At 67.1% G+C, this 20,667-nt stretch carries 18 protein-coding genes; 11 read left to right on the forward strand and 7 right to left on the reverse strand.

Features of this window, described 5'->3' with window-relative positions:
- Positions 1–26: 26 nt before the first annotated feature.
- From A9X05_RS02885 to pknB, 6 genes are read left to right on the forward strand one after another with little or no spacing between them, the layout of a single operon-like run.
- A complete protein-coding gene (locus A9X05_RS02885; protein ID WP_046183038.1) occupies positions 27–494 on the forward strand; it encodes an FHA domain-containing protein in 468 nt (155 codons plus the stop codon).
- Complete coding sequence (locus tag A9X05_RS02890; protein ID WP_067779084.1) at positions 491–2,008, forward strand: PP2C family serine/threonine-protein phosphatase; 1,518 nt, start codon at positions 491–493, stop codon at positions 2,006–2,008. Before A9X05_RS02885 ends, A9X05_RS02890 begins: the two co-directional genes overlap by 4 nt.
- A complete protein-coding gene (locus A9X05_RS02895; RefSeq protein ID WP_067756239.1) occupies positions 2,005–3,414 on the forward strand; it encodes an FtsW/RodA/SpoVE family cell cycle protein in 1,410 nt (469 codons plus the stop codon). The genes A9X05_RS02890 and A9X05_RS02895 overlap by 4 nt, the downstream gene beginning before the upstream one ends.
- A complete protein-coding gene (gene pbpA, locus A9X05_RS02900; RefSeq protein ID WP_067779087.1) occupies positions 3,411–4,889 on the forward strand; it encodes a D,D-transpeptidase PbpA in 1,479 nt (492 codons plus the stop codon). Before A9X05_RS02895 ends, pbpA begins: the two co-directional genes overlap by 4 nt.
- Positions 4,886–6,214: a serine/threonine-protein kinase gene (locus tag A9X05_RS02905; RefSeq protein WP_067779088.1), complete on the forward strand. Its 1,329-nt coding sequence runs from the start codon at positions 4,886–4,888 to the stop codon at positions 6,212–6,214. The genes pbpA and A9X05_RS02905 overlap by 4 nt, the downstream gene beginning before the upstream one ends.
- On the forward strand, positions 6,211–8,085 hold the full coding sequence (gene pknB, locus A9X05_RS02910; protein WP_067779091.1) for a Stk1 family PASTA domain-containing Ser/Thr kinase: 1,875 nt from the start codon (positions 6,211–6,213) through the stop codon (positions 8,083–8,085). The genes A9X05_RS02905 and pknB overlap by 4 nt, the downstream gene beginning before the upstream one ends.
- Here pknB and A9X05_RS02915 read toward each other — a convergent pair.
- Positions 8,063–8,749, reverse strand: a complete 687-nt coding sequence (locus A9X05_RS02915; RefSeq protein ID WP_067756248.1) for an aminodeoxychorismate/anthranilate synthase component II — start codon at positions 8,747–8,749, stop codon at positions 8,063–8,065. The genes pknB and A9X05_RS02915 overlap by 23 nt on opposite strands.
- Before the next feature lie 26 nt (positions 8,750–8,775).
- On the reverse strand, positions 8,776–9,519 hold the full coding sequence (locus A9X05_RS02920) for a DUF881 domain-containing protein (protein ID WP_067779094.1): 744 nt from the start codon (positions 9,517–9,519) through the stop codon (positions 8,776–8,778).
- A 118-nt stretch (positions 9,520–9,637) separates the two neighbouring features.
- Here A9X05_RS02920 and crgA point away from each other — a divergent pair, with 118 nt between their 5' ends.
- Entirely contained in the window at positions 9,638–9,919 is a 282-nt protein-coding gene (gene crgA / locus A9X05_RS02925) for a cell division protein CrgA (protein ID WP_067756253.1), read from the forward strand.
- 155 nt (positions 9,920–10,074) lie between these two features.
- Positions 10,075–10,500, forward strand: a complete 426-nt coding sequence (locus tag A9X05_RS02930; RefSeq protein WP_067756360.1) for a PH domain-containing protein — start codon at positions 10,075–10,077, stop codon at positions 10,498–10,500.
- 21 nt (positions 10,501–10,521) lie between these two features.
- Here the strand turns inward: A9X05_RS02930 and A9X05_RS02935 are convergent, their stop codons facing one another.
- Entirely contained in the window at positions 10,522–11,070 is a 549-nt protein-coding gene (locus A9X05_RS02935; protein ID WP_067756256.1) for a peptidylprolyl isomerase, read from the reverse strand.
- A gap of 164 nt (positions 11,071–11,234) precedes the next feature.
- On the opposite strand from A9X05_RS02935, the gene cwsA reads away from it, so the two are divergent.
- Complete coding sequence (gene cwsA / locus A9X05_RS02940) at positions 11,235–11,669, forward strand: cell wall synthesis protein CwsA (RefSeq protein ID WP_067779114.1); 435 nt, start codon at positions 11,235–11,237, stop codon at positions 11,667–11,669.
- A 12-nt stretch (positions 11,670–11,681) separates the two neighbouring features.
- Here cwsA and A9X05_RS02945 read toward each other — a convergent pair whose 3' ends face one another.
- Positions 11,682–14,855 (reverse strand): adenylate/guanylate cyclase domain-containing protein, encoded by a 3,174-nt coding sequence (locus A9X05_RS02945; RefSeq protein WP_067756263.1) that lies wholly within the window; start codon positions 14,853–14,855, stop codon positions 11,682–11,684.
- Positions 14,856–14,983: 128 nt separating this feature from the next.
- On the reverse strand, positions 14,984–15,772 hold the full coding sequence (locus A9X05_RS02950) for a phthiotriol/phenolphthiotriol dimycocerosates methyltransferase (protein ID WP_368664915.1): 789 nt from the start codon (positions 15,770–15,772) through the stop codon (positions 14,984–14,986).
- 97 nt (positions 15,773–15,869) lie between these two features.
- On the opposite strand from A9X05_RS02950, the gene A9X05_RS02955 reads away from it, so the two are divergent.
- Both A9X05_RS02955 and A9X05_RS02960 read left to right on the forward strand, forming a co-directional pair.
- Positions 15,870–17,618 (forward strand): AMP-binding protein, encoded by a 1,749-nt coding sequence (locus A9X05_RS02955; RefSeq protein ID WP_067779097.1) that lies wholly within the window; start codon positions 15,870–15,872, stop codon positions 17,616–17,618.
- Positions 17,619–17,644: 26 nt separating this feature from the next.
- On the forward strand, positions 17,645–18,691 hold the full coding sequence (locus tag A9X05_RS02960) for a rhamnan synthesis F family protein (RefSeq protein ID WP_067756273.1): 1,047 nt from the start codon (positions 17,645–17,647) through the stop codon (positions 18,689–18,691).
- Between the two features lie 14 nt (positions 18,692–18,705).
- Here the strand turns inward: A9X05_RS02960 and A9X05_RS02965 are convergent, their stop codons facing one another.
- Together A9X05_RS02965 and A9X05_RS02970 are read right to left on the reverse strand one after the other, a co-directional pair.
- A complete protein-coding gene (locus A9X05_RS02965) occupies positions 18,706–19,407 on the reverse strand; it encodes a GAP family protein (RefSeq protein WP_067756276.1) in 702 nt (233 codons plus the stop codon).
- Entirely contained in the window at positions 19,407–20,660 is a 1,254-nt protein-coding gene (locus A9X05_RS02970) for a glycosyltransferase (RefSeq protein WP_067756284.1), read from the reverse strand. The genes A9X05_RS02965 and A9X05_RS02970 overlap by 1 nt, the downstream gene beginning before the upstream one ends.
- Between the last annotated feature and the right edge of the window lie 7 nt (positions 20,661–20,667).

Genomic DNA, 20,667 nt, shown 5'->3' on the forward strand with positions numbered 1-20,667 from the left:
CGGGGCCAGGACGGAAAGGACGCCAGATGCAGGGACTCGTACTGCAGCTGACGCGCGCCGGATTTCTAATGTTGTTATGGGTATTCATCTGGTCCGTGTTGCGAATTCTGCGGACCGATATCTACGCGCCCACCGGGGCCGTCATGGTGCGCCGCGGCTTGGCGCTGCGCAGCACCCTGCTGCCCTCGCGGCAACGCAGGCACGCGGCGCGCTACCTGGTGGTCACCGAGGGCGCGTTGGCGGGGGCGCGCATCACACTCAGCGGGCAGCCGGTGTTGATCGGAAGAGCTGACGACTCGACGCTCGTGCTGACCGACGATTACGCCTCGACGCGGCACGCCCGCCTATCGCAGCGCGGTTCGGAATGGTACGTCGAGGATCTAGGATCGACCAACGGCACTTACCTTGACAGGGCAAAGGTGACGACTGCGGTACGAGTTCCGATAGGGACGCCGATTCGGATCGGCAAAACGGCGATCGAGTTGCGCCCGTGACCCTGGTCCTGCGATATGCCGCGCGCAGCGACCGCGGCCTGGTGCGCTCCAACAACGAAGACTCCGTATACGCCGGCGCGCGGCTCCTCGCGCTGGCCGACGGGATGGGCGGTCACGCCGCCGGCGAGGTGGCCTCCCAGTTGGTGATCGCCGCACTGGCCCACCTCGACGACGATGAGCCCGGCGGCGACCTGCTGGCCAAGCTCGACGCCGCGGTGCGCTCGGGCAACGCGGCCATCGCGGCGCAAGTGGAGGCCGAGCCCGAGCTCGAGGGGATGGGCACCACGCTCACCGCAATATTGTTCGCGGGCGACCGAATCGGGTTGGTGCACATCGGCGACTCGCGCGGCTATCTGCTGCGTGACGGCGAACTGACGCAGATCACCAAGGACGACACGTTCGTCCAAACCCTGGTCGACGAAGGGCGGATCACCCGGGAAGAGGCGCACAGCCACCCGCAGCGGTCGCTGATCATGCGCGCGCTGACCGGTCACGAGGTCGAGCCCACGTTGACCATGCGCGAGGCGCGCGCCGGTGACCGCTACCTGCTCTGCTCCGACGGGCTCAGCGACCCGGTAAGCGACGAGACCATCCTCGAGGCGCTGCAGATTCCCGACGTCGCCGAAGCCGCCTACCGCCTCATCGAGTTGGCGCTGCGCGGCGGCGGGCCGGACAACGTGACCGTGGTGGTGGCCGACGTCGTCGACTACGACTACGGCCAGACCCAGCCGATCCTTGCTGGAGCTGTTTCCGGGGACGACGACCAGATGACGTTGCCCAACACCTCCGCGGGCCGCGCCTCGGCGATCAGACCGCGCGAAGAGGCAGCGAAACGGGTTGCGCCGCAACCGGAAACGCCGAGCCGGCCGCGGTGGCCCCGTCGGCGGATGTTCTTCGTGGTGACGCTGGCGGTGCTGTTCGCCCTTTCCGGACTGGCCATCGGATGGTGGGTGATTCAGCGCAACTATTACGTCACCGAGTACGACGGCAAAGTTTCGATCGTCCGCGGAATCCAAGGGTCCTTGCTCGGCGTGCCCCTGCAGCAGCCGTATCTGGTGGGCTGCCTGACCGCGCGCAACGAACTCTCCCTGATCAGCTACGGCCAATCCGACCACTCGAACTGTCAGCTGATGACGTTGCGGGACTTGCGCCGTCCCGGCCAGGTCCAGGTTCAGACCGGACTGCCGGGCGGCAGCCTGGATCAAGCCGAGTCACAGCTGCGTCAACTGCTCGCCGAATACCTGCTGCCCACCTGCCCGTCCCCGCGCGCCACGTCACCGCCGGGGCAGCCGGCCCCCGGGAGCGGCACCCCCGAGTCCAGTGTCGCGACATCTCCAGCACCGACCACGCCACCGACCACCGCCCCTCCCGGCTCCAGCACCCCAGCTCCTACCAGTGCCACAAGCGGCCCCGCGCCCTCGTCGCAGGCGGGCCCCACGACCACATCTCAGACGGTCACCGCGCTTCCAGCGCCTCCACTTCAACCGGGCATCGACTGCCGGACGGTGGCATGACGACCCAACTCCAGCCGCCCGTCGCGGTCACGCCTCCGCTGCCCACCCGTCGCAACGCCGAGCTGCTGCTGCTGTGCTTCGCCGCAGCGATCACCGTCGCGGCGTTATTGATCGTCGAGGCAAACCAGGACCGTGTCTTGCGCTGGAACGTCATCAGCTACGGGCTGATATTCCTGCTCGTGTTCGGCTCCGCGCACCTGGCCATCAGACGGTTCGCCCCATATACCGATCCGCTGCTGTTGCCAATTGTGGCTCTGCTCAATGGACTTGGGCTGGTGATGATCCATCGGCTCGACCTCGTCAACAGCCAGACAAGCGGCCGCAATCATCCCAGCGCCACCCAGCAGTTGATGTGGACGGTGGTCGGCGTGGTCACGTTCGCGCTCGTGGTCACGTTTCTCAAAGACCATCGACAGTTGGCTCGCTATGGCTATATATGCGGCATCACCGGCCTGGTGCTGTTGGTGATTCCCGCGCTCCTGCCGGCTTCGCTGTCCGAACAGAACGGCGCAAAGATCTGGATCCGCCTCCCCGGCTTTTCCATTCAGCCCGCCGAATTCTCCAAAATCCTGTTGCTGATCTTCTTTTCCGCCGTGTTGATCGCCAAGCGGGGGCTATTCACCAGCGTAGGAAAGCATTTCATGGGTCTAACCCTGCCGCGCCCGCGAGACCTCGCGCCGCTGCTGGGCGCCTGGGTGGCCTCGATCGGTGTGATGGTCTTCGAGAAGGACCTCGGCACCTCGTTGTTGCTTTACGCGTCGTTCCTGGTGGTGGTTTACCTTGCGACGCAACGGATCAGCTGGGTGCTGATCGGCCTGGTGCTGTTCGCAGTGGGCAGCGTCATCGCCTACTTCATCTTCGCCCACGTCCGGGTCCGCGTGCAGATGTGGTGGGACCCGTTTTCCGACCCCGACGGCAACGGCTACCAGATCGTGCAGTCGCTGTTCAGCTTCGCCACGGGTGGAATCTTCGGCACCGGGCTCGGCAACGGTCAGCCGGACACCGTGCCGGCCGCGTCGACCGACTTCATCATCGCCGCATTCGGTGAAGAGCTCGGGCTCGTCGGGCTCGCCAGCATCTTGATGCTCTACACCATCGTCATCATCCGCGGCATGCGCACCGCGATCGCGACGCGAGACAGCTTCGGCAAGTTACTGGCCGCGGGCCTGGCCTCCACCCTGGCCATCCAGCTGTTCATCGTCGTCGGCGGCGTCACCCAACTCATCCCGCTGACGGGCCTGACCACACCGTGGATGTCCTACGGCGGATCGTCGCTCCTGGCGAACTACATACTGCTGGCGATCCTGGCTCGCATCTCCAACAGCGCCCGCCACCCCCTGCGCGGACGCGACCGCAAGGATTCCCCGATCGCGGCGGCGAAGACCGAGGTGATCGAGAAGGTATGAACACCTCTCTGCGCCGCATCTCGGTCACCGTCATGGCGTTGATCGTTCTGTTGCTGCTCAACGCCACCATGACGCAGGTGTTCGCCGCCGACTCGCTGCGCGCCGACCCGCGCAATCAGCGCGTGCTGTTGGACGAGTACTCGCGCCAACGCGGGCAGATCATCGCCGGCGGCCAACTGCTGGCCTACTCGGTGGCCACCGACAGCCGGTTCCGCTTCCTGCGGGTGTATCCCAACCCGTCGGTGTACGCGCCGATCACCGGCTTCTACTCCCTGCGCTATTCGAGCACCGGCTTGGAGCGCGCCGAGGATGCGCTGCTGAACGGATCCGACGAGCGGCTGTTCGGCCGCCGCCTGGCCGATTTCTTCACCGGCCGCGACCCCCGGGGCGGCAACGTCGACACCACAATCCGGCCGCGGGTCCAGCAAGCGGGGTGGGACGCAATGCAGCAGGGCTGCGGCGGGCCGCCGTGCAAGGGCGCCGTGGTCGCCCTCGAACCGTCCACCGGCAAGATCCTGGCCATGGTGTCATCGCCGTCGTATGACCCCAACCTGCTCGCGTCGCACGATCCTCAAGTGCAGGCGCAAGCATGGCAGCGGCTGCGCGACGACCCCGACAACCCGCTGACCAACCGCGCCATCTCGGAGACCTATCCGCCCGGTTCCACTTTCAAAGTCGTCACCACCGCGGCGGCGCTTGAGGCCGGGGCGACCGACGCCGAACAGCTCACCGCCGCTCCGTCAATCGCTCTGCCCGACAGCACCGCGACGTTGGAGAACTATGGCGGCCAGCCCTGCGGCAGCGAGGCCACGGTGTCGCTCAAGCAAGCGTTCGCCCTGTCGTGCAACACCGCCTTCGTGCAACTCGGCATGCACACCGGCGCCGACGCGTTGCGCAGCATGGCGCGCGCGTTCGGCCTGGACTCCACGCCGAGCGTCATCCCGCTGCAGGTCGCCGAATCGACCGTCGGAATCATCCCGGACGCCGCCGCCCTGGGCATGTCCAGCATCGGCCAGAAGGATGTCGCGCTGACACCGCTGGAGAACGCCGAGATCGCCGCGACCATCGCGAACGGCGGGGTACAGCTGCAGCCTTACCTGATCGACAGCCTCAAAGGGCCCGATCTGGCCAACATCAGCACCACCGTTCCCTATCAGCAGCGCCGCGCGGTGTCGCCCCAGGTCGCCGCTAAGCTAACAGAGCTGATGGTCGGCGCCGAGAAGGTCGCACAGCAGAAAGGGGCCATTCCCGGCGTGCAGATCGCATCGAAGACTGGTACCGCAGAGCATGGCACCGATCCGCGTAATACGCCGCCGCACGCGTGGTACATCGCCTTCGCGCCCGCGCAGACGCCGAGAGTCGCCGTGGCAGTGTTGGTGGAGAATGGCGGCGACCGCCTGTCCGCGACGGGAGGTGCACTCGCCGCGCCGATCGGACGGGCTGTGATCCAAGCCGCGCTACAGGGAGGACCATGAGCCCGCGAGTTGGTGTGACGCTGTCTGGCAGATACCGCCTGCAGCGCCTGATCGCCACCGGCGGCATGGGCCAAGTGTGGGAGGCGGTGGACAGTCGGCTCGGCCGGCGCGTGGCGGTCAAGGTGCTCAAGCAGGAGTTCTCCCAGGATCCGGAATTCATCGAGCGGTTCCGCGCCGAGGCGCGCACCACCGCGATGCTCAACCACCCCGGCATCGCCCAGGTCCACGACTATGGCGAGAGCCAGCTGGACGGGGAGGGCCGCACCGCCTACCTGGTGATGGAGCTGGTCAACGGCGAGCCGCTGAACTCGGTGCTCAAGCGCACCGGCCGGCTGTCGTTGCGGCACGCGCTGGACATGCTCGAACAGACCGGTCGTGCGCTGCAGGTCGCGCACGCGGCCGGTCTGGTGCACCGCGACGTCAAGCCGGGAAACATCCTGATCACGCCGACGGGCCAGGTGAAGATCACCGACTTCGGTATCGCCAAGGCCGTCGACGCCGCGCCCGTCACGCAGACGGGGATGGTGATGGGAACCGCCCAGTACATCGCCCCCGAGCAGGCCCTGGGTCATGACGCGACTCCCGCCAGCGACGTGTACTCGCTGGGAGTCGTCGGCTACGAGGTCGTCTCGGGGAAGCGGCCGTTCACCGGTGACGGTGCCCTGACGGTGGCGATGAAGCACATCAAGGAGCCCCCGCCGCCGCTGCCCGCGGAGCTGCCGCCCAACGTGCGCGAGCTGATCGAGATCACGCTGGTCAAGAACCCGGCGATGCGCTACCGCAGCGGCGGGCCGTTCGCCGATGCCGTTGCGGCGGTGCGGGCCGGCCGCCGGCCGCCGCGCCCCAGCCAGTCGCCCCCGCCCGGGCGGGCGTCGCCGGCGGCCATTCCGTCGAGCCCGACCACCAGGGCGGCCGCTGTGTCCAGCACCCGGGCCGCGGCGCCGCGCCGATCCCGGCCCGCCACCGGGGGCCATCGGCCACCCCCGGCCCGGCGCACCTTCTCGTCGGGCCAGCGCGCGTTGTTGTGGGCCGCCGGAGTGCTGGGGGCGCTGGCGATCATCATCGCCGTGCTCATCGTCATCAATTCCCGCGCCGATACCCAGCAGGCACCGCCGCCGCCGACGGTCACCGACACCGGGACTCCGCCGGCGCCGCCGGCCACCAACACCCCGAGCGGTGCCGCGTCCGGCCCCGTGCTGCGGCTGAATTGGACGGATCGCGGGACGATAGGTAATTCTGGACTGCAACGAGGGCCGGCCGAATACGGGCGGGTTGAACCACTGACGCCCAGCGCGTCACCGGCCCGACACGAGATACCACGATGACCACCCCTCAGCACCTGTCTGACCGCTATGAACTGGGCGAAATCCTCGGCTTCGGGGGTATGTCCGAGGTTCACCTGGCCCGCGACGTCCGGTTACACCGCGATGTAGCGGTCAAAGTGCTGCGCGCCGACCTGGCCCGCGATCCCAGCTTCTATCTCCGGTTCCGTCGCGAGGCCCAGAACGCCGCCGCGCTCAACCACCCGTCCATCGTCGCGGTGTACGACACCGGCGAGGCGGAGACCCCGACGGGTCCGCTGCCCTACATCGTCATGGAGTACGTCGACGGCGTCACCCTGCGCGACATCGTGCACACCGACGGGCCGTTACCCCCTCGCCGGGCGATCGAGATCATCGCCGACGCGTGCCAGGCGCTGAACTTCAGCCACCAGAACGGCATCATCCACCGCGACGTCAAGCCGGCCAACATCATGATCAGCAACACCAACGCGGTCAAGGTGATGGACTTCGGCATCGCGCGGGCGATCGCGGACAGCGGCAACAGCGTCACCCAGACCGCGGCGGTGATCGGGACGGCGCAGTACCTCTCGCCCGAACAGGCCCGCGGCGACAGCGTCGATGCCCGGTCCGACGTCTACTCGCTGGGCTGTGTGCTCTACGAAATCCTCACCGGCGAACCGCCTTTCACCGGGGACTCGCCCGTCGCGGTCGCGTACCAGCACGTGCGCGAGGACCCGATTCCGCCGTCGCAGCGGCACGAGGGCATCTCTGCCGACCTCGACGCGGTCGTGCTCAAGGCGTTGGCCAAGAACCCGGACAACCGCTACCAGACCGCGGCCGAGATGCGCGCAGACCTGGTGCGGGTGCACAACGGCGAACCGCCCGAGGCGCCCAAGGTGCTCACCGACGCCGACCGCAGCGGCCTGATCGCCTCCGGCGCCAACCAGCCCGGGCCGCGCACCGATCCGCTGCCCCGGCAACCCCTTCGTCGCATCGACGACGGCGACGGCGGGGGGGTCGGCCGGTGGATCGTCGCGGTCGCCGCGCTGGCGGTGCTGACGATCGTCGTCGTCATCGCCTTCAACACCTTCGGCGGCACCACCCGCGATGTCCAGGTCCCCGACATGCGGGGCCAAGTGTCCGCCGACGCGATTGCCGCGCTGCAGAATCGCGGCTTCAAGACGCGTACCTTGCAGAAGCCCGACTCTACGATCCCGCCCGACCATGTCATCAGCACCGATCCCGGCGCGAACGCAACGGTCGGCGCCGGCGACGAGATCACGATCAACGTTTCGACGGGTCCCGAGCAGCGCGAGGTGCCCGATGTCTCCTCGCTGAGCTACTCCGACGCGGTCAGCAAGCTCAAAGCCGCGGGATTCAGCAAATTCAAGCAGGCCAATTCTCCGTCGAGTCCCGAGTTGCTGGGCAAGGTGATCGGCACCAACCCGCCGGCCAACCAGACGTCCGCGATCACCAACGTGATCACCGTCATCGTCGGCTCCGGCCCCGAGACCAAGCAGGTGCCGGACGTCGCCGGTCAGACCGTCGACGTCGCACAGAAGAACCTCACGGTCTATGGCTTCACCAAGGTCACCCAGGCACAGGTGGACAGCACCCGCCCCGCCGGCGAGGTGATCGGCACCAATCCGCCCAAAGGTCAGACCGTTCCGGTGGATTCGGTGATCGAACTGCAGGTGTCCAAGGGCAACCAGTTCGTGATGCCCGACCTGAGCGGCATGTTCTGGACGGACGCCGAGCCGCGGTTACGGGCGCTGGGCTGGACCGGCGTGCTGGACAAGGGCCCGGACGTCGACGCGGGCGGCTCCCAGTCGCACCGGGTGGTCTATCAGAACCCGCCGGCCGGCACCGGCTGCAACCGGGACGGGATCATCACGCTGAAGTTCGGCCAGTAGCCGCGGGATCGGCCGGGAGATAGGGCTGCACCGCCGCCCGGACCTCGTTCTCGAGCCGGCGCACCAGCGTGTCGTTGCGGGCCCATCCGCAGTAGGCCAGCCAGTTGGCCAGCATGCGGTGGCCGCCCTCGGTCAGGATCGACTCGGGATGGAACTGGACTCCGTGGATCGGCAACTCCCGGTGGCGCACACCCATGATGACGCCGCCGCGGGTACGGGCCGTCACCTCCAGCACCGGCGGAAGCGACTCCGGAAGTATGGTCAGCGAGTGGTAGCGGGTCGCCGTGAAGGGATCTGGAAGTCCTTGCAGCACACCGGCGTTGGTGTGAAAGACGCTGCTGGTCTTGCCGTGCAGCAGTTCGGGGGCCCGGTCCACGGTCGCGCCGAAGGCGACGCCGATGGCTTGGTGGCCGAGGCAGACTCCGAGTAGCGGGGTGCGCTCCGCGGCGCACGCGTTCACCAGTCCGATGGACGCACCCGCGCGTTCCGGGGTGCCCGGGCCGGGGCTGAGCAGCACACCGTCGAACCGCTGGGCGATGGCGGCCTCGTCGGAGAGTCTGGCGTCGTCGTTGCGCCACACCTCGGCCTCGACGCCCAGCTGGCCGAGGTACTGCACCAGGTTGAACACGAAGCTGTCGTAGTTGTCGACGACCAGGATCCGCACCGTGCCAGGTTACCGTCCGGCCGAAATCAGTAGCCGATGGTTCCCATGGGCTGCGCGAAATGCAGCCGATCGGGCTCGGTGTGGCCGACGATCTGCACGTCCGGTTTGACCTCTTCGCGGTAGCCCAGCCCGAATCGGACCACGTACTGGCGGTACAGGGTGACCAGGGGAGCGGCGGCCAAGGCGGCCTGCATGGTGGCCGCGTTGCCGATCGCGGTGATCGTGTAGGGCGGGCTGTAGGTCCGGCCGTTGAGCAGCAGCGTGTTGCCGACGCAGCGGGGGACCGAGGTGGCGATGATGCGCTGGTCCTGCATCTGAATCGCCTCGGCGCCGGCGCTCCATAAGGCGTTGAGCACCGCCTCGATGTCCTGCTGATGCACCACCAGGTCGTCGGGGGACGCATCCCGCGGGAAGCGGCCGTTGGCGTCGCGCGGCGCGTCCTCCAGGGTGACGGTCAGCCCCGGGCCGTGCACCGGGTTCATCCCCGCATCGGCGGCCAGCTCGGCCGAGCGGCGCAGCATTGCCGCCAACGCCCGATCCGAGGACCGGCCGTGCGCGGCGTCGATCTTGCCGGCCAGCTCGTCGCGCTGGGCGTTCAGGTGATTCACCGAGGCCTGGGCCTCCCGGACCAGGTCGACCAACCGGGGCGCGTCGCTGCGGCGGATCTCGGCGCCGCCGGACACCCCGTGCGTGGCAGCCAGGAGCAATCCGGCCAGCAGGCACACCACCGGGACGCCGAAGCGCCAGGGCGACCGGCCTCCGTCGCTCATCTGCTCTCCAATTTCCTGGTCGCCGTGCCAGGTGGGTTAGTCTCGTAGCCAAGCTGTGCGTGCAGCTGCGGTCGTTATCGTTGCACCCCGTCCCGCTCACCGTCTTGTTGAGGTAATCATGCCCAAGTCCAAGGTCCGCAAGAAGAATGACTTCACCGTCAGCGCGGTCAGCCGCACGCCGGTGAAGGTGAAGGTCGGGCCGTCGAGCGTGTGGTTCGTCGCCTTGTTCGTCGGTCTCATGCTGATCGGATTGGTCTGGCTGATGGTCTTCCAGCTGGCGGCCGTCGGGAGTCAGGCGCCCGCCGCGCTCAACTGGATGGCACAACTGGGGCCGTGGAACTACGCCATCGCGTTCGCTTTCATGATCACTGGTTTGTTGCTGACGATGCGCTGGCACTGAGCACGACCAGCGGCCGAATGAATTCATTTTTGGGTTGCCCCGTTACTGCGCCAGCAACATTGCCGCCACCCAATCACACGCGTGTGATTTATCCCCACTGTTGATAGCGTCTGTGGATAACTCCATAGGCCGTGGTGGGAGGGCCTGAGCGGCGCATGCAGCAAACACAATGGGAGCCGCGTGTCCCCGGAATTGCTGGTTGTGGCCTTGCCGGGCTGCTGATGGCTATCGCGTCTGTGACCGTGGTCACAGACGCGCCGGGGCGCATTCTGACGGGGATTGCCGCGGTGGGTCTGATCTTGTTTGCGGGCGCGACGTGGCGCGCGCGGCCCAAGCTGGCAATTACCGCCGACGGCTTGGCGCTCCGGGGATGGTTCCGGACGCAGTTATTACGGCCGTCCGACATCAAGATCATCCGGATCACCGAGTTCCGCCGCTACGCACGCAAGGTGCGGCTGCTCGAGGTCGAGACGGCCGACGACAGCCTGGTGCTCTTCTCTCGGTGGGACCTCGGGACGGACCCGCTCGAGGTGCTCGACGCGCTGACGGCCGCCGGTTACGCGGGCCGAAACCCGCGTTGAGCGGACCGGGAAGGGCCGGGCTTAGGAGATCGTGATCGACTCGATGACGACCGGCTCGGTGGGGCGGTCGTTACTGTCGGTGGACGTCGTCGAGATCGCCTCGACAACCCGCTGCGACTCCGGGTCGGTGACTTCGCCGAAGATGGTGTGCCGGCGGTTCAGGTGCGGGGTCTTGCCGACCGTGATGAAGAACTGGGAGCCGTTGGTGCCCGGACCCGCGTTCGCCATCGCCAGCAGATACGGCTTGTCGAATTGCAGTTCGGGGTGGAACTCGTCGGCGAACTTGTAGCCCGGGCCGCCGCGACCCGTTCCGGTCGGGTCGCCGCCCTGGATCATGAAGCCCTGAATCACCCGGTGAAAGACCGCGCCATCGTAGAACGGACCGGAGGAGCCACCCGAGGCGTTCTGGGTCGAGTACTCCTTGGTGCCCTGGGCCAGGCCAACGAAGTTGGCGACGGTCTTGGGTGCGTGGTTTCCGAACAGAGCGACTTTGATGTCGCCGCGGTTGGTGTGCAGCGTGGCGGTAGCGGTCTGAAAGGGGCTGTTGGTCACGGCATGAGAGTCTGCCACTCCGCGCCGGGATGCCCGCACCCGGTGTCACCCCGAGCCGGGCGACGACCGAAAAGGCGGCGCGCGCAGAACAGTTCCGCCGGCATCCCTATGCTGGCAGTCTGTTCGAGTACCCACGAGCCGGTCCCGCGACGGGCTTGCCCGGCGGCGCAGAAAGGCGGCAGATGAGCGCGAAGGCGGAATCCCGGCTGACCCCGCGCGAGCGACTCGCTCGCGGGCTGACCTACTCGACGCTGGGCCCGGTGGACGTCACCCGGGGGATCGTCGGCCTGAGCGCCCAGTCAGCGCAGTCGACCGCGGCGCAGATTCGTCACAAATATCAAGAGGGGCGCCTCGCCAAGGAACTCGCCGCTGCCCAGGAAACCCTCGCGCAGGAGCTGGCCGCCGCCCAGGAGGTCGTTTCGAACCTGCCTCAGGCGCTGCAGGACGCGCGGCGCGCACAGCGTCGGACCAGGCGCCCGTTGGTGCTCGCGGGAGCGGCCGTTGTGGTCCTCGCCGGCGGCGCAGTCGCGTTCAGCCTGGTGCGGCGCTCGGTTCGCGCCAAGCCCCAAGAGCCGCAGTCCCGCCCGCCCAGCGTCGACGTGCAGCCGCGCCCCTGACGGCGGTCGGCCCTACCGCATCGCCTCGGCCCAGTCGGCGTGTCCTACGAAGCCAAGCGTCCTCGCCATGTCGCGGTAGCGATCTCGGAAACACGCGTAGGCGTCCGACTCGCCTCGCGCCCGCGCCATGAGGGCGCGCATCCGGTACAGCCAGATTTCACGTATCGCCAGGCCCTCATCGGCCGGTGCGGCGGCTAACCGCTCGATTGCCGCCTCGGCGTCGGCGACGTCACGGTCGCTTCCCCGGTCCAGCAATGTCTCCACCAGTACCCCCGTCGCCAGAATGCCCCAGGACAGCAGCTGCCCCCCGCGGGCGAGGTGGTCGACCGCGGCGGACATCAGCGGTATCGCTTCGTCATGCTCCCCGCGGCGCGCCGCCTGACGCGCCACGTAGACATCGATCATCGGTAGATCGCACAAGAAGTGGCCCCCGCGCACGAACACGTCGCGAACCCCCAACAACAGTCGCTGCCCGCGATCCCGGTCGGCATCCGTATCGCGGTGCAGCAGCGCAAGGCCCAAGGTCAGCCATGCCACACCTACCTGGAGGTTGTCGCCGGACCGTTCGGCGATCGCCAGCGCGTCCTGGATCTCGCGGACGACGGAATCGTCCGGCCGCAGCGCGCCGGCCGGTACCGCGGCCGTGTACACGTAGCTGACGACCGTGACGTAGGACAGCGAGTCGGCGCCGTGGGCCACCGCCAGGCCCCGCCGCTGATCGTCCCGCCAGCCGGCAAGGCCCAGCGCGTAGCGGGCGGTCGCCCGCTGCGCGTAGGCAAGCGCCAGGGGCGACCCGAAAAGAAAATTGCCCTTCGCGGGATCGCCGTCGGCCAGGTCGATCACCCGCTGGGACAAACGCAGCATCTCTGACCACTCGCCGCTTGCCATCTTCGCGCGGATCGGCGTGAAGGACAGCCCCACTGTCAGGGTCGGATCGCCAATGGACTCGATCAGGGCGATGGCTTCGGAGGCCAGCCGTGACGCCTCGCCCACCCTGTCCTGGAAGGCGTGGTCCACGACCAGCCCCGCCATCGCGATGGCCAGCGACGGCTTGTCGCCCGCGGCGCTGCACAACTTGCGCAACTCGTCGAACCGGTCGCCGACGTTGTTGACGTGCAGCCGCCAGGCGATCCCGCACAACATGGTGCGAGGAGCAATGCACATGGCCGCTAGGTCCGGGTCATCGGCAGTCAATGCGTCGGCGATCGTCGTGGCGCTCTCCCAACTCAGACGCGCCGCGGCGATATCGCGGTACGTCGCCCACTTGGCCGCGCGCATGTGCCAGCCGTAGGCACCCCGCAGGTCACCCGCGGCTTCCAGATGTTCGGCGATCAGCGCCGCATTCTGGTCGGCCGATTCCGGCTCGCGGGCCTCGATAGCGGCGGCGAGCCGCCCGTGCATCTCCGCGCGATCGGATTTGAGTTGTGATTCATAGGCCACCGCCCGTATCAGCGGGTGGCGGAAGGCGAACTCGGCACCCGGGGTGAACCGGACCTGATCGATCAGCGCGGCGCTGAGCAGTGCGTCGAGGGCAGGGGCGTTGCCCACCGCAGCGAGTAACTCGGGGGTGAACCGCGACCCGATCACCGCGGCGGCGTTCAGCGTCTGCTTGGCATCCGGATCCAACCGATCGATCCGCGCCGCGATGGTTGCCTGCAGGCTGGCCGGTACGGTGACGTCGGCCACGTCTGTGCTGCAGGTGAATTCGCCGCGCTCGCCCTCGAGCACGCCGCGCTCGGCGAGCTCGTGAATCATCTCCTGCGCATAAAACGGGTTCCCGCCGGCCCGTTCGGCGACGAGCGCTTTGATTCCGGAGACCGACGGATCCGAGCCCAACAACTCGTCGAGCAGCGCAGCGGTTTCCGAATCACTCAAAGGGGCGAGCGAGATCGTTTGGGTGCCAGGGACTCTCGCCAAAGCGCCGTGATAGTCGGGGCGATAGGTGATCAGGACCATCGACGGCGTCTGGGGGATGACGGTGAGGAACTCGGCCAGCATCGAGTCGCTGACCTCATCGATCCAGTGCGCGTCCTCGATGACGTAGAGGACCGGTTGGGTGCGGTTCAGCGACAGGGAGTTGATCAAAGCGGTCAGCCGACGCCGCCGCGCGTCGGGATGGATCGTGGGAGGCGGCGTCTCGGGGTCTCGAATGCCCATCAGGTCATAGAGCAGCAGCACGTCCTCGTCGGAGGCGTCGGGGAGGCCCGCGCGCACCTGTGCTCGCGCCGCCTCGTCGTCGAGCTCGGTGATCCGGGCGGCTTCGCGCAACAGTCCTGCCGCGACCAGGAAGGGGACATCGCTGGTGTGCGACTCGCAGTACACCGAGGACACTTCGACACCGCGCCGGCTGGCCATCGCGACAACTTCGTCAGCGAGTCGCGTCTTGCCGATACCCGGCGGCCCGGCAACGCAGACCACACATCCCCGACCGCTCATCGATCGGTCCAAAAGCCCTGCGGCCGTTGTCACTTCGAGGTCACGCCCTACCAATGCGCCTTGGGGCAAGCCGGTTCGGCGGTGCCCGTCCGTCATGCGCAGCAGACGCCGGGCCAGCACCGGGCCGTCGCTGCCCTTGAAGCGCACCTCCTCGGGATCGCCTAGCTCGGTGGCGTGTTGGACGAGCCGGGCGGTCGACTCGCTGAGCATCACCCCACCCGGCGGTGCCACAGACTCCATCCGTTGGGCCATCCCGACTTGCTCGCCGATCGCGGTGTAGCGGAACGGACCGGACCCGATTTCGCCCGCTATCACCTGACCGGAGTTCAGTCCCACCCGCAACTGCAGGTCCACACCGTCGCGCTGTCGGACCTCGCCCGCCAGCCCCTTGATCTCCTCCTGAACCCCCAAGGCCGCCAGACAGGCGCGAACCGCGTGGTCCTCCATTGCTACGGGCGCCCCGAACACCGCCATGATTCCGTCACCGGTGAAGTTGTCCAGGGTGCCCCGGTAGTGCTGCACGACGTCGGTGCAGCGGTCGACAAGCTCGGCCATGATTTCTCGCAACCGCTCCGCACCGACGGCCGCGGCGATGTCCATGGAGTGCACCACGTCGGCGAACAGCACCGACACCTGCTTGTACTCCGCATGCGCGGCGGGCTGGGCAACCGGCGAACCACACCCGTGACAGAACCGCGCATTCTCGAGAAGCTCGGTGCCACACGCGTGGCACGCCGCTACGGCCGTCATCCGACCTCCGCCAATCCGGCCCCCTGCGTTTGCTGTGGTGATCAAAGAATAGGCCGTCGGGCACGGCGCGAGGGAGTGTTGGCTTCACACGGGGTGACGCCGACGCGAAGTCTCAAGACCCGGACGGATCAGTCCTTGGCAAAGCAGAACAACCGGTACGAAGCCTCGCCGTTCTCCAGACGCCGGTAGATCAGCGAACCGCGCCCCCCTGCATAGTCCTCGGCGATGCCGCGTACGAATGGGACGCTGGGCAGACGCCGGGTGATCTGGTCGAACAACCGATTCTGCTCGAGCCCGCGCATGACTTCCGCGTTGATCGTTGTCGCTGAAATCCGGCGCATCGCGATGCCGGCGAGGTCCGCTTCCCAGGAGGCGATCTCGTCGGCGTAGCGGATATCCGCGTACAGGAAATGCCCTCCCGGCCGCAGCACGCGTTTCACTTCGGCGAAGAACCGGCGCACGTCGCGGTAATTGATCGCGGCTTCGACATTGATCACCGCGTCGAAGGACCCCTCGGGAAAGGGCAGGCTTTCGGCGTTACCCTGCACGAAGTTCAGGCCGGGCAGACGGTGCCTCTTTTGGCAGAACGCTATGCCGACCGTATTGAGATCCAGGCCCGTGTAAGACGCCGGGTGCAGCGTCCGCATCAGATACGAGGCCCCACCGCCGTGGCCGCAACTGACTTCCAGCACATCCTTGCCGGTGAGATCCACCTGGGTCGCGGTGCGGTGATAGAGCTGGATGGGGAACCGGTCGGGCTCGTCGGAGGCCGCCAGCGGCAGGGCCATCGGCGGATCCTCCTCGTACCCGTAATTGAGGAATAGGACGTCATCTCTTGTGAGGAGACGGCTGAGGAACCGGTACCCGTATTTGAAGCGCAAATCCAACAGCGCCACCAAGATTGGCGTGCCGTTCAGCCGGCTGATGACGTTTTCTATAGGCGTACGTTGCAACTGCCCATCGTCTCGAGCCCAAAGCCGACGCAGTGTTAATGGCCCGGGTAACCTGACGCCCATGCTTAAGTGTCCCATTCCGACACTGCTGCGCGAACGCGCCAGTCTGCAGCCCAATCGGACAGCGTTCACGTTTATGGATTACGAGCGCGATCGCAACGGAATTGCCGAGAGCGTGACATGGTCACAGCTCTACCGGCGAGTGCTTGACGTCGCACAGGAGTTGAGGATTCACGGATCGCCGGGCGACCGCGCTGTGATCCTGGCGCCGCACGGGCTCGACTACATCGCCGCGTTCCTTGCGGCATTACAGGCAGGGCTGATTGCGGTTCCACTCGGTGGGGCCAGCGACGAACGCGTCGCCGCCGTACTGAAAGACACCGCACCCTCCGTCGTTCTCACGGTATCGTCCGCCGCAGGCGATGCCGCCCGGTACGTCGAGTCGGGGGCCGGGAGATCCGTTCCGTCGATCGTCGCGGTTGATTCGCTGGCTTCGGGCTCGAGGGCCGGGCCGCGCGGCCGGGTCGGCAGCGGGATCGACACCGTCTATCTGCAATACACGTCCGGGTCGACGCGCACCCCCGTCGGAGTGATGGTCTCCGACAGGAACATCCTGGCCAATTTCGAGCAGATCAACGCCGCCTTCTTCGGCGACCACGGCGGCGTTGCGCCACCGGACACCACCGTGGTGTCCTGGCTGCCCTTCTACCACGACATGGGGTTGCATCTCGGAATCATCTTTCCGGTGCTCACGGGATTCCACACCGTACTCACGACTCCAGTGGCGTTCCTGCAGCGGCCGGCCCGGTGGATTCAACTGCTGGCCGGCAACAGTCACGCACTTTCGGCAGGACCCAACTTCGCCTTCGAACTAGCCGCAAGAAAGGCCTCCGACGACGACCTGGCAGGGCTTGATCTCGGCAACGTGCTCAGCATCCTCAACGGCAGTGAGCGAGTCCAGCCCGCGACGCTGCGGCGCTTCACCGAGCGATTCGCCACCTTCGGCCTCCAGGACCGGGTGTTGCGGCCCTCATACGGAATGGCGGAGGCGACGTTGTACATCGCCACCCGCGAGGCGGGTCAATCACCACGAGTCGCGCATTTCGACTCCGAAGAACTGACCGCCGGCCGCGCGAAGCGGTGTGCGGGCGGGGGCGGTACAGCACTGATTAGTTACGGCGCGGCGCGCTCACCCCTCGTGCGCATCGTAGATCCGGAGACGAGAATCGAATGTCCGGCCGGAATAACCGGCGAAATCTGGGTGCAAGGCGACAACGTCGCTTCCGGCTACTGGCAGAACCCACAAGCGTCTGAAACGACGTTCGGCGCAACGCTTGTCGATCCGTCGGCCGGCACGCCGGAGGGACCGTGGCTGCGTACCGGTGACATGGGCTTCTTCGCCGACGGCGAACTGTTCATCATCGGCCGGATCAAGGATCTATTGATCGTGTACGGACGCAACCACTCTCCCGACGACCTCGAGGCAACGATCCAAAGCATCGCGCCGGGGCGTTGTGCAGCCATCGCCGTTCCGGACGAGGGCACGGAGAAACTCGTCGCCATCATCGAGTTGAAGAGCCGCGACGATTCCGGCCAGGAGGCTTTCGATCTCGTCCGGCGCAAGGTCACTTCCGCGATATCCACCGTCCACGGGTTGAGCATCGCCGATCTCGTTGTGGTAGCGCCCGGTTCGATCCCCATCACCACCAGCGGCAAGGTCCGTCGGGCGGCCTGTGTCGAGCGGTATCGACAGAATCAGTTCGCCCGGTTGGATGCGCAGCGCCGAGGGCCGGCCGTTCACGCCGACTGAGCACTCACGGACGCCACGGGGACGTGATGAAATTCTCGGAGATGCTGCGCACCGAAAGCGAGCGCGCTTCGGCCGCGGCGCGTTACCGCCGCAGCGGCAACGCTTTCCGCTTCCTATGCGAAACCCACCTGGAGCTTCCGCCGGATCCTCCACCCGGCCGCCGCACGCTTGCTCTGTTTGCGCACTTTGACCCGCAGGGCGTCGTCGATCCGTACGTCGCCTATTACCTGAAAGCCTTGCGGGAGCAGGGCGCGGCCATCGTCTTCGTCTCCGGCTCGCCCACTCTCACACCGGAGTCGGTGGCTTCCATCCGCTCCCTCTGTGATGGCATCTACACCCGCCGAACGCTTTCCTACGATTTCGGCTCGTGGCACCTCGCGTGGTGCATTCTCACGCACCACGGGTGGTCGCTCAATCAATTCGACCGGTTTCTGGTCGCCAACGACAGCGTCTTCGGTCCGCTCTTTCCCCTGGAAGACATGTGGAGTTCGTTTCACGGCGCCGACATGTACGGCGCTGTCGAGAACACCCAATTGGTTCCGCATCTCCAATCTTTCTTTCTCGTCTGGGATCTCGACTCGCACACCCGCACGTTCCTCGAAGACTTCTGGGATGGCTTCCAGTACGTGGTCCACAAGGGGATGGTCATCTGGCGATACGAGATCGGCATATCCGCCCGCGCCCGTGGAGCCGGACTCAGCCTCAACCCGTTCGTCTCCGCCGCCGCCATCGAACTCACCTACGGCCGCCCATCGGCCCGCCCGTGGGCCACCAGACGCTCTGCTCGCAACAACGGCACCCTGCACTTTTGGGATGGCCTCATCAAGGACTTCCGGTTTCCGTTCCTCAAGGCGAACCTGGCCCGCTACGACATGCCGTGGCACGCGTCCATGGCGGACCTGCGCGACGTCATCGAGCGACACACCGACTATCCCTTCCAGCTCATCCAGTCGAACGTGGACAGGCTCGGCCGGAGAGCGCCGTCCCTGATGAGCGGCTACGCCCGGCCCGGCGCCGGGCGGATGAACGGGCGCATGGGATCTGCTCGGCGAGGGCCGCGCGGTTCGAACTGAACGACATCGACCGCTCAGAGGCTGCTTACGCCCGAGGCCACCAGCATGATCCCGGCGAGAGCGGGTGCGGCGATCAGAAGCCGGCGACGGTGAATGGCAAACCACCTTTGCAGCTGCACCATCGCCAGCTGGGTCTGCGCCGGCGCGAGAAGATAGCTGACGAGGGGGACCTCTACCAGGACGAGGACCACGATCGTGAAGATCACGACCGCGCCGAGCTGAGCGCCGATCGCTGCTCTCGAGGAGACAATGATGGTGAGCACCACGAGATAATCGGCGAGTGGCATGGTCGTCACCAGTCCAATCCCAAACGCCACCCACGGGTTCCCGCCTTGCAACGCGCGGCGGACGCGGGCCGTCAGCCGGGCGGCCGCGGTCGGTCGGGGCGGCTGCGGGGCTCGGGACGGTGGGGCGCCGCGGTACGCCCACACTCCGGTCGCGATCGCCAGGGCAAGCACGCCGATCGCGATTTGGAAGTACCCGCCCGTGAAGCGCACGACCGTGGACCTCGCGTCTTCCATAACCGTCGCTGGCGAATCCCGCAGGAGTACGAAGGCGCCGACGCCCGGGGCTACGCCCGCTGTGAGGCCGCCCCACCAGTAGGCGAGGAGGTTGTGCCGGGGCCGGGGGCGTGACATCAAGATTCCGCCGATGACCAGTCGCGTCGGGTCCAGCGACAGCCAAACTGCGATCGGCAGCACCGTTCCCCACATCATCAAGCACGCTCCCCGACGGCGACCTTCTCCAAGAGATCCGCTGCCGCGGTGACACTTTCGGCGGGCTTGGTCATCTGGGCGGCGAATTCACGGGCTCGGCCGGCGTAGTGCGGCGCGAGGATCTCGCGGAGATGCCGGGCGAGTGACTCCACGGTGGTGCTCACCAACCGCTGGGCGCGGCCAACTCGCATCCGGCTGACCTGCGCGGCCCACAGCGGCTGCTCGGCCACATCCCAGAGGATCAGCATCGGGATTCCGGCTCGCAGGCCGGCGGCCGTGGTGCCCCCGCCACCGTGGTGGACCATGGCGCGGCAGAGTGGAAGCGTGGCCGCGTAATTCAGCGGGCCGACGAGCTTTATTCGGTCGGATTGTGAAGTACGGTGTGGGGCGCCCTCGCCCGAATAGACCAAGGCCCGTTCGCCAAGCTGCGTGCAGGCGGCGGCGATCATGGCGATCGTGTCGGCAGGGGATCGGACCGGTGTGCTGCCAAACCCGAAGTAGACGGGGGGCGTTCCAGCGGTAGCCCAGGCGGCCGCCTCACCGTCGTCACAGGTCGGTAGATCCATCGTGAGCGCACCGACGAACGGGCGCCGGCCATCCCATTCCTTCGCCAGGCCCGGAAAACAGGCTCGGTCGTAGGCCTGGATTTCGAGCGATCCGCGATGCGCCATTCGCTTCGCCGCCGGGGCGGCGGCCCGCGGAAGGCCCAGTTGACGGCGTTGCTCGTCGTCGACCTCCTTGGTGATGCGCCAGTACAGCCACCACGCCGTCCTCAACGCGGTGCGGACCAGGGGGGCCGGCGATGGTACCGACGGAAGGGCCAGCTGGCCATTGACGCAGATCGGCATGTGGTGCAGTGTCGCCACTGGGATGTCGTAGTACTCAGCCACATTGGCGACGACCCCGTGGTAGGTCTGGCCGGTTACCAGCAGGTCTGCGCCGTCCGCCACCGAAGTCAGCGTCGTGCCCATCTGCGCCCAGCCCTCGATGAAGAGCTCCCTGCCCGAGCGGACCAAGCTGAGCGGATTCTGCGGCTTGAAGGCGCGGTGGTGGAAGTCCGCGAGCGCGTTCACCTGCTCCTGCGAATCCGGCCCGTAGGCGACCGCAGGCAGCCCGGCGGCCTCCACGAGGCCGATCAGGTTGGGCGGCACCGCCATACGCACTTCGTGCCCGCGCCGCATCAGCTCGAGGCCGGCGGCGGCGCAGGGCTCGACGTCACCGCGAGTTCCGTGGGCGGCCAAGACAACCTTCATCGCTGCT

It is taken from the genome of Mycobacterium sp. E3298, assembly GCF_001666895.1.
Taxonomy (GTDB): domain Bacteria; phylum Actinomycetota; class Actinomycetes; order Mycobacteriales; family Mycobacteriaceae; genus Mycobacterium.

Bases quoted from the DNA above. Each gene is read 5' to 3' on its own strand.
- pknB (WP_067779091.1), top strand. From the start codon at position 6,211: ATGACCACCCCTCAGCACCTGTCTGACCGCTATGAACTGGGCGAAATC.
- pbpA (WP_067779087.1), top strand. From the start codon at position 3,411: ATGAACACCTCTCTGCGCCGCATCTCGGTCACCGTCATGGCGTTGATC.
- A9X05_RS02965 (WP_067756276.1), bottom strand. From the start codon at position 19,407: ATGATGTGGGGAACGGTGCTGCCGATCGCAGTTTGGCTGTCGCTGGAC.
- A9X05_RS02930 (WP_067756360.1), top strand. From the start codon at position 10,075: ATGCAGCAAACACAATGGGAGCCGCGTGTCCCCGGAATTGCTGGTTGT.
- A9X05_RS02895 (WP_067756239.1), top strand. From the start codon at position 2,005: ATGACGACCCAACTCCAGCCGCCCGTCGCGGTCACGCCTCCGCTGCCC.
- crgA (WP_067756253.1), top strand. From the start codon at position 9,638: ATGCCCAAGTCCAAGGTCCGCAAGAAGAATGACTTCACCGTCAGCGCG.
- A9X05_RS02970 (WP_067756284.1), bottom strand. From the start codon at position 20,660: ATGAAGGTTGTCTTGGCCGCCCACGGAACTCGCGGTGACGTCGAGCCC.
- A9X05_RS02920 (WP_067779094.1), bottom strand. From the start codon at position 9,519: ATGAGCGACGGAGGCCGGTCGCCCTGGCGCTTCGGCGTCCCGGTGGTG.
- cwsA (WP_067779114.1), top strand. From the start codon at position 11,235: ATGAGCGCGAAGGCGGAATCCCGGCTGACCCCGCGCGAGCGACTCGCT.
- A9X05_RS02945 (WP_067756263.1), bottom strand. From the start codon at position 14,855: ATGACGGCCGTAGCGGCGTGCCACGCGTGTGGCACCGAGCTTCTCGAG.
- A9X05_RS02885 (WP_046183038.1), top strand. From the start codon at position 27: ATGCAGGGACTCGTACTGCAGCTGACGCGCGCCGGATTTCTAATGTTG.
- A9X05_RS02960 (WP_067756273.1), top strand. From the start codon at position 17,645: ATGAAATTCTCGGAGATGCTGCGCACCGAAAGCGAGCGCGCTTCGGCC.
- A9X05_RS02955 (WP_067779097.1), top strand. From the start codon at position 15,870: ATGCTTAAGTGTCCCATTCCGACACTGCTGCGCGAACGCGCCAGTCTG.
- A9X05_RS02905 (WP_067779088.1), top strand. From the start codon at position 4,886: ATGAGCCCGCGAGTTGGTGTGACGCTGTCTGGCAGATACCGCCTGCAG.